General features: G+C 69.2%; 11 protein-coding genes. 5 read left to right on the top strand and 6 right to left on the bottom strand.

Annotated elements, in window-relative coordinates:
• Window positions 1-48 precede the first annotated feature (48 nt).
• A complete protein-coding gene (locus ABN034_RS15205) occupies window positions 49-309 on the top strand; it encodes a DUF2277 domain-containing protein (protein ID WP_349328638.1) in 261 nt (86 codons plus the stop codon).
• Between the two features lie 83 nt (window positions 310-392).
• On the opposite strand, the gene ABN034_RS15200 is transcribed toward ABN034_RS15205, so the two are convergent.
• Window positions 393-1,379: a TerC family protein gene (locus tag ABN034_RS15200; RefSeq protein ID WP_349691656.1), complete on the bottom strand. Its 987-nt coding sequence runs from the start codon at window positions 1,377-1,379 to the stop codon at window positions 393-395.
• A gap of 216 nt (window positions 1,380-1,595) precedes the next feature.
• On the opposite strand from ABN034_RS15200, the gene sppA reads away from it, so the two are divergent.
• Entirely contained in the window at window positions 1,596-3,257 is a 1,662-nt protein-coding gene (gene sppA, locus ABN034_RS15195; RefSeq protein ID WP_349691655.1) for a signal peptide peptidase SppA, read from the top strand.
• Window positions 3,258-3,379: 122 nt separating this feature from the next.
• Window positions 3,380-5,248 carry a translational GTPase TypA gene (gene typA / locus ABN034_RS15190; RefSeq protein ID WP_349691654.1) on the top strand — a complete coding sequence of 623 codons (1,869 nt, stop codon included), beginning with the start codon at window positions 3,380-3,382 and terminating at the stop codon, window positions 5,246-5,248.
• 134 nt (window positions 5,249-5,382) lie between these two features.
• On the opposite strand, the gene ABN034_RS15185 is transcribed toward typA, so the two are convergent.
• Window positions 5,383-6,273 (bottom strand): universal stress protein, encoded by an 891-nt coding sequence (locus ABN034_RS15185; protein WP_349691653.1) that lies wholly within the window; start codon window positions 6,271-6,273, stop codon window positions 5,383-5,385.
• A gap of 5 nt (window positions 6,274-6,278) precedes the next feature.
• Entirely contained in the window at window positions 6,279-7,358 is a 1,080-nt protein-coding gene (locus ABN034_RS15180; RefSeq protein ID WP_349691652.1) for an Acg family FMN-binding oxidoreductase, read from the bottom strand.
• 428 nt (window positions 7,359-7,786) lie between these two features.
• Between ABN034_RS15180 and ABN034_RS15175 the strand changes: the two genes are divergently transcribed.
• Together ABN034_RS15175 and ABN034_RS15170 are read left to right on the top strand one after the other, a co-directional pair.
• Window positions 7,787-8,569 (top strand): HAD family hydrolase, encoded by a 783-nt coding sequence (locus ABN034_RS15175; RefSeq protein ID WP_349691651.1) that lies wholly within the window; start codon window positions 7,787-7,789, stop codon window positions 8,567-8,569.
• A gap of 91 nt (window positions 8,570-8,660) precedes the next feature.
• Complete coding sequence (locus tag ABN034_RS15170) at window positions 8,661-9,440, top strand: HAD family hydrolase (protein ID WP_349691650.1); 780 nt, start codon at window positions 8,661-8,663, stop codon at window positions 9,438-9,440.
• 64 nt (window positions 9,441-9,504) lie between these two features.
• Here ABN034_RS15170 and ABN034_RS15165 read toward each other — a convergent pair whose 3' ends face one another.
• The 3 genes from ABN034_RS15165 to ABN034_RS15155 form a co-directional block, all read right to left on the bottom strand.
• On the bottom strand, window positions 9,505-10,506 hold the full coding sequence (locus ABN034_RS15165; protein ID WP_349691649.1) for an Acg family FMN-binding oxidoreductase: 1,002 nt from the start codon (window positions 10,504-10,506) through the stop codon (window positions 9,505-9,507).
• 50 nt (window positions 10,507-10,556) lie between these two features.
• Window positions 10,557-12,338: an AMP-binding protein gene (locus tag ABN034_RS15160; protein ID WP_349691648.1), complete on the bottom strand. Its 1,782-nt coding sequence runs from the start codon at window positions 12,336-12,338 to the stop codon at window positions 10,557-10,559.
• A gap of 163 nt (window positions 12,339-12,501) precedes the next feature.
• Window positions 12,502-13,125 carry an Rv1733c family protein gene (locus ABN034_RS15155; RefSeq protein WP_349691647.1) on the bottom strand — a complete coding sequence of 208 codons (624 nt, stop codon included), beginning with the start codon at window positions 13,123-13,125 and terminating at the stop codon, window positions 12,502-12,504.
• Window positions 13,126-13,243: the final 118 nt, after the last annotated feature.

The raw sequence follows: 13,243 nt of genomic DNA, 5'->3' as shown, positions 1-13,243 counted from the left end.
GGATCAGCTCGACGCCCCGGTGGCTGACGTCGCGCGTAAGGTCGAGGCATGTGCCGGAACATCACCGTCCTGCGAGGACTCGAACCGCCCGCGACCAACGAAGAGATCCACGCTGCGGCTCTGCAGTACGTACGCAAGGTCACAGGCGTCGGGAGTCTGAGCAACGCCACTCGTGGCCCGATCGAGAAGGCCGCCGCCGAGGTCGCCAAGATCACCGAAGCTCTGCTCGAGGAGATGCCTCCGCGTCGGGTGCCACCCCAGAAGGCCCCTCCGTTGCGTCGACTGAGGGCCGCGCGCGACTCAGGCTGACACCCCGGGGAACACCGCTCTGGCCGCACTCGGCGGACTACCCGCGATCAGCCGACTGTGACCAACCTGTTGGCCGGGTACATCTAGCGCTGGTCGCTCTTGCTGAGACTTCGACTTCTGACGAGGCTCGCCACCGTCGTGACCGCAAGCGTGCCGATGATGACGGTCAGGGACCATCCGATGCCGATGTCGGGAACGCCCTCGAGCGGCTTTCCGCCATTGATGAACGGCAGGGTGTTGTCGTGCACGGCATGCAGGATGAGCTTGACGCCGATGAAGCCGAGGATGACCGCGAGGCCGTAGGAAAGGTAGACCAACCGGTTGATCAGCCCGCCCAGGAGAAAGTACAGCTGCCGCAACCCCATCAGCGCGAAGACATTGGCCGTGAAGACGAGATAGGGCTCTTTGGTCAGGCCGTAGATCGCGGGAATGGAGTCGAGGGCGAAGAGCAGGTCGGTCGTACCCAACGCGATCATCACGATCAGCATCGGCGTCGCCAGGCGCTTGCCGCCTTCGATGAGGGTGAGCCGGACGCCGTTGTACTGGTCGGTGATGGGGAGGTTCTGCTTCGCCCAGCGGATGACCACGTTCTCCTTGTAGTCCGACTCGTCCTGCTCGCCCTGGCGTACGAACTGGACCGCCGTATAGACCAGGAACGCGCCGAAGAGGTAGAAGACCCACGAGAACGCGCTGATGGCCGCGGCACCCACGGCGATGAAAAACCCTCGCATCACGAGGGCCAGGATGATGCCGATCAGCAGTGCCGTCTGTTGGTACGCGCGAGGGACCCCGAACCTCGTCAGGATCACCAGGAAGACGAAGAGATTGTCCACCGACAGGCTGTACTCGGTGATCCAACCGGCGAAGAACTCTGCGGCATACTGGCCGCCGGAAACAACGAACACGCCCAAGCCGAAGAGCATGGCGAGCGCCACGTACATCGAGATCCACATCGTGCACTCGCGCATCGACGGCTCATGAGGTCGCCGGCCGATCACGAACACGTCGACGGCAAGGATCACGCCGAGAACACCGACTGTGGCGATCCAGACCCAGGGATGAATGCTCACGCGTCAACCTCCGAAGAAGAAAAATGTCGCTCCCTCGGAGGTCTCTTCCGCCTGAGGCGCTGAGGCCGCCGGCACCGGGTGCCGGACAACCTGCCCGGGAAACCGTGATGACGATGCCGCCGCGAAGGAATACTCCCCTCCTGCTGCCCGGACATTCTGTCCTACGTCCAGCCCACGGCCCCAACCGGGTGTCCGGGGCCACCGTAAAGTGGGCCCATGGTGGCCACGCTGCTCGAACTCGACCTCACCCAGCCGCTCCTGGAGGCTCCGCCCCAGGATCCGATCTCCGCCGCGCTGGCCCGACGCCGGCCGTTGCTGCGGGATCTGGTCGACGGTCTCCGCCTCGCCACCCGGGACCCTGACGTGGCCGGCCTCGTCGCGCATGTCGGCGGCCACCCCGTGGCGCTCGCGCAGGTGCAGGAGCTGCGGTCGGCGGTCCGAGCGTTCGCGGCGACCGGCAAGCCCACCGTGGCATGGGCGGAGTCCTTCGGCGAGTTCGGACCGGGAACCGTCCCCTACTATCTCGCGACGGCCTTCGACGACATCTGGGTCCAGCCGTCCGGTGACGTCGGCCTCACCGGGTTGATCGCCGAAGCGGTCTTCGTCAAGGACGCCTTGGCGAAACTGGGCGTTCTGCCACAGATGTCCCAGCGCTACGAATACAAGAACGCCGCCGACACCTTCCTCGCCAGCGAGATGACCGACGCCCACCGCGAGGCCGCCGGCCGGTTGGCCGCCTCCGCCATGGAGCAGATCGTCGCCGGTATCGCCGACGGGCGAGGACTGGAGAGCGGCCAGGTCCGCGAGCTCGTCGACCGCGCTCCGCTGTCGGCATCGCAAGCCAAGGACGCCGGACTGGTGGACGAGTTGGGCTACCGGGACGAGGTGTACGCGCAGCTGCGCCGCCGGTTGGGTGGGGTACGCCTGAGGTTCGTCCACCGCTACCGCCGCGCCCGTCAGCTGGAGCCCCGGCACGCGCTGAGCCGACTGTCCAAGGGTCCGGCCGTCACCGTCGTCCATGGCACCGGCGACATCCATCTCGGGCGGTCGACCCGGCGCGGCCTTGGCGGAACCTCGATCGGCTCGGACACGATGGGCGCCGCGCTTCGGGCCGCCGCGAGCGACTCCGATGTCCGTGCCGTGGTGCTGCGCGTGGACAGCCCTGGTGGTTCCTACGTCGCCTCCGACGCCATCCGGCGGGAGGTACGCAGGGTCCGCGACGCCGGCAAGCCGGTGATCGTGTCGATGGGGAGCGCGGCCGCGTCCGGCGGCTACTTCATCGCGATGGCGTCGGACACGATCGTCGCCCAGCCCAGCACCCTGACCGGCTCCATCGGCGTCCTCGGCGGCAAGGCCGTCGTCCGGGATCTGCTCGACCGGCTCGGCATCGCCCGCGACGGGGTCGCGGAAGGGCGGAACGCCTGGATGTTCTCGGCGTACCGGCAGTTCTCCGACGACGAGTGGCAGCGCCTCGAGAGCTGGCTCGACCAGGTCTACGACGACTTCACCGCGAAGGTCGCCTCCGACCGCGGGCTCTCCCGCGAGCATGTCGAGGGTGCCGCCCGCGGGCGGGTCTGGAGCGGCGCCGACGCGCAGGCCCGCGGTCTCGTCGATGAGCTGGGCGGTTTCGAGCGCGCGCTCGAGATCGCCTGTGCACACGTCGGCATCAGCCGGGACGAGGCCGATGTCCGCATCGCTCCCCGGCTCGGCATTCTCGAACGCATGCGGAGCCCGGAGTCGAGCGAGGACCTGGCCGCGGCGGCGACGACGTTGGTTGGTCCCGGCGCGCTGCGTGGGCCGGTCGATCTCTTGACGGCCGCGTTCGGTGTACCGAGGATCGGTGTCCTCACCACGCCGGTGCTCTGGCGGCTCCGCTGAGACGAACCCCTGCCCCCTTCAGTGCCCCCGCACCCGTCCCCGACGATGACCGTCCCGACCTGGGGTGGAGAGAGAGCGCCCCGCTCGGCGGTGGCCACAAGGGGTCGGGAAGGATGACAGGCATGGCCACCCGCAACGATCTCCGCAATGTCGCGATCATCGCTCACGTCGACCACGGCAAGACCACGCTGGTCGACGCGATGCTGTGGCAGTCCGGGGTTTTTCGGGAGAACCAGGACGTCAACGAACGGGTCATGGACTCGATGGACCTCGAGCGCGAGAAGGGCATCACGATTCTCGCCAAGAACACCGCGGTCCGGTGGGAGACCCCCGACGACGGTCCGGTGACGCTCAACATCGTCGACACCCCCGGCCACGCGGACTTCGGCGGCGAGGTCGAGCGGGCCCTGGAGATGGTCGACGGCGTACTCCTGCTCGTCGACGCCTCCGAGGGACCGCTTCCCCAGACGAGATTCGTCCTTCGCAAGGCGCTCCGCAAGAAGCTCCCCGTCGTCCTCGTGGTCAACAAGGTCGACCGCCCCGACGCGCGGATCGCCGAGATCGTCGACCAGACCTACGAACTGTTCCTCGACCTGCTCGACGACCCGTCGACCGACACCTCCGCGCTGGACTTCCCCATCGTCTACGCCTCGGCGCGGGCTGGCCGGGCCACGCTCGAGCAGCCCGAGGACGGCACAATTCCCGCGAGCCCGGACCTGCGACCGCTGTTCGAGACGATCCTCGCGACCGTGCCGGCTCCTTCCTACGACGAGGGCGCACCACTGCAGGCACACGTCACGAACCTCGACGCGTCGCCGTATCTCGGCAGGCTGGCGCTCTGCCGCGTCCATCAGGGCGAGCTGACCCGGGGCGCCACGGTGGCCTGGTGCCGGGCAAACGGCACCGTCGAACGGGTCAAGATCACCGATCTGTTGATGACGCAGGCCCTCGACCGCGTACCCGCGGACAAGGCCGGACCAGGTGACATCGCCGCGATTGCCGGCATTCCTGACATCACCATCGGTGAGACACTCGCCGATCTCCACGACCCGCGTCCGTTGCCGGTGATCCGCGTCGACGAGCCGTCGATCTCGGTCACGGTCGGCATCAACACGAGTCCGCTGTCGGGCAAGAGCGGCGGCAAGTTGACTGCCCGACTTGTCAAGAACCGCCTCGACGCGGAGATCGTCGGCAACGTGTCGATCAGGGTCAAGAACACCGAACGTCCCGACACCTGGGAGGTCCAGGGCCGTGGCGAACTGCAGCTGGCCGTCCTCGTCGAGCTGATGCGTCGCGAAGGCTTCGAGCTCACGGTCGGCAAGCCCCAGGTCGTCACCCAGGTGGTCGACGGCAAGGTCCACGAGCCGGTCGAACGCGTCACCATCGACGTACCCGAGGACTACGTCGGCGTCGTCACCCAGATGCTCGGCCTGCGTCGCGGTCGGCTGGAACAGATGGTCAACCACGGGACCGGATGGGTACGCCTCGACTACCTCGTGCCGGCACGTGGGCTCATCGGCTTCCGTACCGAGTTCCTCACCGAGACTCGCGGCACCGGGCTCATCCACCACGTGTTCGAGGGGTACGAACCGTGGGCGGGAGACCTGAGGACCCGGCCCCGCGGTTCGCTCGTCGCGGACCGGCGCGGGAGCGTCACGGCGTATGCCTGCTTCAACATGCAGGAGCGCGGGACGCTGTTCGTGAAGCCCGGCACCGAGGTGTACGAAGGCATGATCGTCGGCGAGAACTCCCGGCCGGAGGACATGGACGTCAACGCCTGCAGGGAGAAGAAGCTCACCAACGTCCGGTCGTCGACGGCCGAGGAGCTCGAGCGCCTGGTTCCGCCGAAGGAGATGGCCCTCGAACAGGGGCTGGAGTTCTGCCGCGAGGACGAATGCGTCGAGGTCACGCCAGCAGCGATCCGGCTGCGCAAGTCGGTGCTGGCGCAGACCGACCGGGAGAAGCTCCGCGCCCGTGCCCGGAAGGCCTGACGCACCGACCTGCGGCTCTGCCGCGCACATGAATGACCACGCTGCCCATGCTTGTGGTAACCGGAACAGGTACCGACACCTGTCCGGACGCCACAAGCATGGGCAGCGTGGTCATCTGCGGCTCGGCGAGCCGGTCAGGGCTCGGTCGACGGAAGGCCCTCATAGCGCGCCGACACGACCATGACCGGGCTGTGCGCGTGTTGCAGGAGCGTCTGGCTGACGGAGCCGAGCAGCATGCCGGTGAAACCTCCCCGCCCACGGGCGCCGACGACCACGAGCACGGCTCGCTGCGACAGGTCGACGAGGGACCCGGCGGCATGACCGGACAGAACCCGCTCCTCGATGGGAAGGTCCGGGTGCTTCTCCCGCCATCCGGCGAGCACGCCGTTGAGCAGCCGGAGTCCGGCGGACGTGTCGGGCGCTCCGGACCGTGCCGAAAGACCATGACGTACAACGTGGACGGCGAGCAGCCGACCGCCTCTGCGGGCGGCCTCCTCGACGCCGAGCCCGATCGCGGCAGCTCCTAGCTGGGAACCGTCGACACCCACCACGACGAGGTCCTCCTCACGTGGGGAGAGATCGCCACGGACGACCACGACCGGGCAGTGTGACCGGCCGACGAGCTGGATGGTGGTCGAGCCGACGATCGCCCTGGCGACGGCGCCGGCTTCTCTGGTGCCGACGACGACCCAGGTCGCGTTCCTGCTCTCGTCCTCCAGCATCGGCAGGGCGAAGTCGGTACGGACCGCGGTCGTGATCTCCACACCCGGGGCGGTGACCTGTGCGGCCTCGGCGGCGTCGGCGAGCAGTTGTTCCGCGTGCGCACGCAGTCCACCCTCCGGTCCCATGCGCCACATGCCAGCGGGCACGTGCATGAGCGGCCACGCGAACGCGTGGACGAGCCGCAACGGGAGGTTCCGCCGTTGCGCCTCGGCGGCGGCCCACCGTGCGGCGTCGACCGATCCCGTGGACTCGTCGATCCCCACGACGAACGGGAGTGCGGAGGTCGCGTCGTTTGCCGGCATGGTCCTCACCGTCCTTGCCTGGGGACGGACGGAAGGTCATCCCCGGCGCATCCGTCGTCGCCAGGTCCATCGTCTCTGGTCGCGCTGCTGCCTGCCACCTCGCCGGACGGCCGCTGCTCGTCGTCGAGGATGAACTCCTCGACTGGTCGCCTCGGCGTCGGTGCGACCTCGGGACCGTAGCCGAACCGGATCACCACCTGAGGTTCGATCCAGCCGGAGGAGGGATCCCGGACGAGCCAGCGAAGTTCGGCGTGTTCGATCGGCTGGTTCACCAGCGAGGCGGCAAGCCCGTGGGTCGTCCCCACCACCAGGACACGTTGCAACGCCTGTCCCGCGCACACCCAGGTCTGCGGGTCGTCCCGCTCAGTCCACAGGACGGCGAGGGCCGGACGTGCCTCGAAGTGGGCGGACCCGCGCAGCTGATCGTGCGGCTCGACCGCCAGGTCGCGCACCGCTGACGGTTCCGCCGGCCGTGGCCCAAGGGCACTCGAGGGCACGCCGTCCCGGTCCCGATCCCCGCCCACCCACCGCTGCCGCTCCGCCAACCGGCGCGGGTCGTCGGCTTCGGCAATCTCGGCGTCTCTGGCGAGCTCGAGCAGCCAGCGGACCCGGTGGTCGTCCTCGACCCATTCGAGCCTGGCGCCCTCGCGTTCGGCGGCGTCGGACAGCTGCTGGCGAGTCTCCGCAGGGATGGGCCGGTCGGCGAACGGCCATCTGTTGGTGTGGCGCCGGGAGAGGTAGGCGAACAGTTCGGCGGGGTCGGTCAGATCGCTGGTCGGTGGCTCGATCGTCACCTCGGCCGCGAGGGTGTCGCGCTCGGGATCAGGTGCCAGCCGGATCGTGGTCTTGTGTCCGAGCGATGCGGCCGCGACCCGGATGTTGAAGACGGCGGCACCCACGCCGATCATCGTCATCCGGCCCTCGGGGTCCTCGGCACGCAGTTCCCGGTCGGGGTCGCGGTGCACTTCGACGGTGCGGTGCCGGAAGCGGAACCGCCATGGCTGGGTGTTGTGCATGGACGGCGCGAGGATCGCCGCCGTGACGAGGATCTCGCGCTCGAGCGGCTCGAGTTCCTGGACGAGCACGATGACACCTCCACCGGGACCGAGACCACCGAGACCACCGAGCACGAAACTCCGGGACGGCCAAGCACGACTACCAGGGTGGCCGGCCTACTTCTGCAGGGTACGACGGTGAGGACCGACCTGACCCCCGAACGGACACGGCGTCGGAGCCGCCGTTGCGACGTTTTGCCCGATCCGGCCGAATCCGTTCACTTCCGTCCGGACGGGGTCACCCGCTCCGTGCCTTCCCGTCGCCCGTGTCATCGGCGATGGTGGACGCCTCTCAGCGTCGTTCGGCGTGACTTCCTCGTTCAGCAGGCGAAGGTCCCACCCCGCCATGACCGAAGCCTCTGCGGTCCCGTCCCAGGACCCCACCACGCTAAGAAGGTGCGAAACGAGTCCCGGGCGATGACCGCTGCCCTGACCGCGCGGCGCTGAGGTCTGCACCTATGAGTAACAACTCTCCGACCCTTCACCTGGACCGCATCGACGCCGTACTGGTCGACGCCGACGACGTGGTGGTGGATACCGCACGTCTGCACGGTGCTGCGTGGCAGAAGGTCTTCGACGGTTTCTTGCACCGTTACAACCAGCGGTCGGGCCTGGAGATACCCGGTTTCGAGATGTCAGCGGACTATTGGCGTTACGCCGACGGCCGTACCGGCACCGAAGCGGTCCGCAACTTCCTGACCGCCCGCGGCATCGCCCTGCGCGAGACCTCGACCGATCGCAATGCCGACACCGTGCAGTCACTGGCCGCCCGCAAGAACGCCAGGTTCCTCGAGGAACTCCGTGAGTGGGGCGTGCGTACGTACGCCTCCGCGGTCGCACTGCTGCGCGACTTCAAGGATCGCGGGGTACGCACGGCGGCCATCTCCTCCAGCCGCAACTGCGCACAGGTTCTCGCCTGCGCTCACGCCACCGGGTTGTTCGACATCCGTGTGGACGGGATCGACGCCGCTCTTGCCGGTCTGCCGGCCGCTCCCGACCCGGCGACGCTGCTCGAAGCGACGCATCGTCTCGGTGTCTCGCCGCGACGCAGCGCGGTGGTCACCACGACTCCGCTCATGGTCGAGGCGGCTTGGAACGGCTGCTTCGAACCGATCATCGGGGTCGACCGGAGGGACGAACGCAGCGAGCTCTACCGGCTGGGTGCTCACGTCGTGGTGAACGATCTCGACGAACTCACCGTCTCCGGTCGGCGTCAGCACCAGGTGCTCGCCCACCGGTAGTTCCGTCGCCGGCGGCCCGGAGCTCCCGCCACCTGCGACTTTCCCGTCATTGACTCGGCGTGCCGGGTCGCCCTCGGGTAAGGAGCAGCCGATGACAGCTGAGCAGCCTGCCATTCCGCTCGACCGGATCAGTGCGGTGGTTTTCGACACCGACGGCGTGGTCATCGACTCGGCGCGGGTCCATGCGGCGGCCTGGAAGCGAAGCTTCGACGAGTTCCTGCGCCGGCGGAACCGTGAGGCGGGCGCACAGCTGCGGCCGTTCGACATCCGTACCGACTATCTCCACCACCTCCATGGCCAGCCCCACATGGACGGGGTCCGCGCCTTCCTGGCCTCACGCGGCATCACCCTGCCCGACGGGACCGCGCGGGCAATCGCCGCGCGCGCGACACGGTATTTCCTGCAGGAGATCGACCGGTACGGCGTCGCCGCGTTCCGGAGCGCGGTCACACTCGTCCGTGAGGTGCGTGGCCGAGGCGCCCCCACCGCCGCCTTCTCTCCCAGCCCACACTGCGCCCGCGTCCTCGCGGCCGCCAAGGTGCAGAAGCTGTTCGATCTCCGGGTCGACGCCAGCATCACCGTCGGTCTCGACCCGACCGCCCGGCCGGAGGCTGTGCTGCTGCTCGAAACGGCCCGCCGGCTCGACCTCCCGCCACGCCAACTGGCCGTGGTCGCGGACTCCCTCGCCGGTGTGGAAGCGGCGCGGCGCGCAGAGTACGGCTTGGTCATCGCCGTCGCCCGCGACCCCGATCCCCCGCGTCGCGACTGGGCGGCCACCCTCCGGGCGCGCGGTGCGCAGATCGTCGTACGTGATCTCGCCGAGCTCGCGGTCGTCGGCAGGAGACGTGACGTAGTGGTCCTTGACCCGTGACGGCGCTGGGCGGTCGCACACAGGTCACGCACACCGGTCACGGGGCGCAGGTCACGCACACAGGTCACGGGCGCAGGACGTCGCACACCGGTCGGCGGGGAGTCGGAACCGGCCAACCTCCGACCGGACGACCGAACCGAAGAATGAGCTGCGGGAACCCCGGCAGGCCGAGCTCGTCCCTGACACGTGAGCGGAGGTCGGGCAGCTCGAGCGGTTGGTTGAAGTACGACGCCCCGAGGCCGTCCGCGGTCGCGGTCAGGAGTACGCGCAGCAACGCCTGACCCGCCCGCAACCAGTCCGCCGGCCGGTCGCCGCCGGTGGTGAGGACCGCCACCGTCGGTTCCGGCTCTGTCGGGTCGATCGCGGGCGTGGGGTGCGGTCGACCGCCGTGGTCCCATCCGCCGCGGACGTCCTGGCCAGCGGCCGTCATGTCGCCTCCGGCCGAAGCGTCCGGTCCGGGTGCTTCCGCCGGTATGCCCGAGCCGTACCTCGGCGCCTCGCCGCCCACCCAGCGGTCGAGTTCGGCACGGATCCGGGGGTCGGCCTGCTCGCGGCGATCGGCGAGGGCGACCAGATGGGCAAGATGTCGCCGCGCCTCAGGGTCACCGACCCAGCTGAGTGTCGCCGCCTCGAGCCTGGCGGCCGCGGTGAGGCCCTCGCGTACCGGTGCCGGAACCTGAGGAGTCATGCGTTCCCGGATCGTCCGGCGGGACGACACCTGCTCGGCGAGTAGCGTCTCCGCTTCGGTCGGCCGGTGCTCCGGTCCGACCGTCACCAGCGCGGCGAGATCACCGTGTTCGGCGCCGGGGAGCAAGGCGAGGCTTGGCTCTGCGCCGAGCACGCTGATGCCGAGCCGGATCGCGAAGACCGCGGCACCGACGCCGACCAGGAGCTGGCGGTCGTCGGGGTCGAGGACCGGAATGGCGCGCGAGCGGTCCGCATAGATCTCCACCGCGTTCGACCTGACCCGGAACGTCCAGGGTTGGGCGTTGTGGAGAGACGGAGCCATCCGCGCCTTGTCCACCAGGTCCTCCGCATGCTTGCGGAGGTCGAGGCTGACGAACATGCGTTCACCATGTTCGCGGCTCGCCGCAACCCGCCAGTGCCGAAGGTCCCTCAGGGTGAGTCCGCCACGGGCGTCCTCAGGTCCTGCCGGAGCAGACTGCCGTTCCGGTTCCGCGGCAGACGTGGCACGAACTCCACGTCCGCCGGTGCCAGCGTGCTCAGTCGTTTCGCCGCGAACTCCAGCACCTCACTGCGCATGTCGTCATCTGGCGAGCGGTCCGGGTGGAGCGTGACGTAGGCCTTGACGGCCTCGCCGCCGGCTGGATCGGGCTTCGCGACCACGGCGGCCTCGGCGACTGCCGGATGTTCGAGCAGGATGCGTTCGATGTCGTACGCACCGATCGGCGGCCCGCCGTCCCCGCCGGTGGCAATGGCGTCAGCCACCCGGCCGGCGTACCAGAAGTAGCCGTCGTTGTCCCGGCGGGCCAGGTCACCGGTGAGGTGCCATCCCGCTGTGAGGCAGGAGTCGATGCCCTCCGGTTCGTTGTCGCCGAGATAGCCGCGGAACAGCGACGGGCAACCCGGACGTACGGCGATCTCCCCCACCTCGTACGGGTCGTTGATCTCGCGTAGCTCACCGTCGACCAGCTCCGGGCGGCCGTCACTTCCGCGGCCCAGCAAGGCGACCTTGACACCGGGCATCGGCCTGCCCATCGACCCCGGCCGGATGTCCATGCTGGCGAAGTTGCTGATGGTGATCGTGCCGGTCTCCGTCTGGCACCAGGTGTCGTGCACGGGACGGCCGAACGCGTCCTGTCCCCACAACACCAACTCCGGATCCAGCGGTTCGCCCACGCTGGCGATGAAACGTAGCGCCGACAGGTCGTAGGACCGTGCGAGGTCGCTGCCCTCGTGCCGCATCGCACGCAGCGCCCCAGGTGTGGTGTACCAGACACTCACCCGCGCCTGCTGCAACAGTTCGTACGTCCCGCGGATGTCGAACGCGGTGGCGTCGGTCACTGCCGTCGCGCCGTGGGTCAGCGGGGCGACGATGCCGTAGGACACGCTGGCCGCCTCGACGCAGTCGGCGGCGCACCACACCACGTCACCCGCGTGCAGGTCCAGGGCGTACGCAGCCGTCGCATGCTGGGCGACGACGGCCTCGTGCGGGAAGAGCGTCGCCTTCGGGGGACCGGTCGTCCCGCCGGTGAAACAGACCAGGGCCGGATCGCTCTCGTCAGTGGGGGGAATCACGAACGACTCGTCCATGTCCGCGAGTGCCGCGTGCAGGTCGATCGTCTCGACACCCTCAGACTCGCCCACGACCAGTACGTGGGTCAGCTCCGGCAGACTGTCACGCATCGGCGCGATCCTGCGCTTGTACAGCTCTGCCGTCGTCACGAGCACCCGGACACCGGCGAGCTCCATCCGTGCACGGATCGCGTCGGAGTCGGAGTCAACGGGCAACGAACCGTAGACTCCACCGACCTTGAGGGCGCCGAGCGCGGTGAGATAGGTCTCCGGAACCTTTCCCAGCAACGAGAAGACCCGATGCCCCGCTTCGACCCCGAGAGTTTCCAGCAGACCGGCGAACCGGTTGGTCGACGTCCGCAGCTCCTCGTAGGTCAGCTCGGTCAGCTGGCCATGCGCGTCCCGGCAGCGCAGCGCCGCCTGCCGGGCGCGTTGCCCGGTGGCGTGCCGATCCACCGCCTCGTAGGCGATGTTGAGTCCGCGGCCCTCGGGGAGACCTGTCAGCCAGGTACGGGCGGCATCCCAGGAGAAGTCGCGCCGAACTCGTACATAGTCGCCCAGGTTGGGTTGCAGGCGCGCGCTTGCGGCCTTCGGCGCCCGCGGTCTCGGTATGCCCTGTCGCGGGACCGCTCTCAAGGCCATCCGTCACCTCCGGCGCCCTGCCTGCGTGGCAGGCGTGTGTGGAATGTCGGCGCAGCCTGCCTGCGTGGCACTGTGGCGGACGCCAACGCCAGGGTCCGTGCTGGGAGCGGGTGTCGGTAGAGACGAAGGTCCCCACGGGCCGGGAAGAGCCCCTGGCAGCTTCTCATCGGAGCTTCCTGGTCCAGCGCGGAGCGACCCGCTGCCATTCGGCCTCCCAGGAGGCGAGCCTGCGCCGGTCGAGCAGCCAGCGCAGCAGCAGGAAGCTCACCACCACGCCCAGCTCCATCGCCATCCAGCTGGTCAGTCCGGTCGCGACGGCCTTGTCCGACACCTGGTCCGTACGGGGAGGGGGCCGGACGGCCTGGCCGGACTCGTTCACCCAGACGGGCACCTTCGTCCCGGCCGCCGTACCCGCCTTCGCCGGCACCTTCGCCTCCCGGAGTGACCCGTCGGGTGCCTTCCACCGCGCGCGCGCCAAGGTGGTGAGCGTGGTCGGCGCGTCCGGTTGGGACACCGCCGTCTCCGGGACGGTCTCCACCAGCGTCGCGCGAATCCAGTGCCCCGCCGCGGTCAGCTGCGCCGACTGCCGCAGGCCGTCGTCGTACGCCGTCCGTCCGACGCCGATCGCGAGCGGGATCGCCACGAGCGCGGCGACGAGCACGGCCAACAGGAGTAACCCCTCTACCCGGTCCGACGTGCGGTACATCGGGTTGCGCGTCCATGCGAGCCGCCGGGCGAAGGCCACCGCCCACCGGCCGCTCCGTCGACGAACCCGGCGTCGGACCATGACGACCTCCCCCGTCGCGCGCCTGTCGGCACACGCCCCCGAATCCAGCATTTCCCGACCGCCCGGGGCTCGAATGGGCCCAAGGTCTGCTCTGGGGCCGCCGAGGGACCCACGGACT

This window comes from Actinopolymorpha sp. B11F2, from assembly GCF_040195635.1.
Lineage (GTDB): Bacteria > Actinomycetota > Actinomycetes > Propionibacteriales > Actinopolymorphaceae > Thermasporomyces.
This window is presented reverse-complemented; position numbering and strand designations above follow the sequence as displayed.

Coding starts and splice junctions, on each gene's coding strand:
- ABN034_RS15205 (WP_349328638.1), top strand. CDS start 49: ATGTGCCGGAACATCACCGTCCTGCGAGGACTCGAACCGCCCGCGACC.
- sppA (WP_349691655.1), top strand. CDS start 1,596: ATGGTGGCCACGCTGCTCGAACTCGACCTCACCCAGCCGCTCCTGGAG.
- typA (WP_349691654.1), top strand. CDS start 3,380: ATGGCCACCCGCAACGATCTCCGCAATGTCGCGATCATCGCTCACGTC.
- ABN034_RS15185 (WP_349691653.1), bottom strand. CDS start 6,273: ATGCCGGCAAACGACGCGACCTCCGCACTCCCGTTCGTCGTGGGGATC.
- ABN034_RS15175 (WP_349691651.1), top strand. CDS start 7,787: ATGAGTAACAACTCTCCGACCCTTCACCTGGACCGCATCGACGCCGTA.
- ABN034_RS15170 (WP_349691650.1), top strand. CDS start 8,661: ATGACAGCTGAGCAGCCTGCCATTCCGCTCGACCGGATCAGTGCGGTG.
- ABN034_RS15165 (WP_349691649.1), bottom strand. CDS start 10,506: ATGTTCGTCAGCCTCGACCTCCGCAAGCATGCGGAGGACCTGGTGGAC.
- ABN034_RS15160 (WP_349691648.1), bottom strand. CDS start 12,338: ATGGCCTTGAGAGCGGTCCCGCGACAGGGCATACCGAGACCGCGGGCG.
- ABN034_RS15155 (WP_349691647.1), bottom strand. CDS start 13,125: ATGGTCCGACGCCGGGTTCGTCGACGGAGCGGCCGGTGGGCGGTGGCC.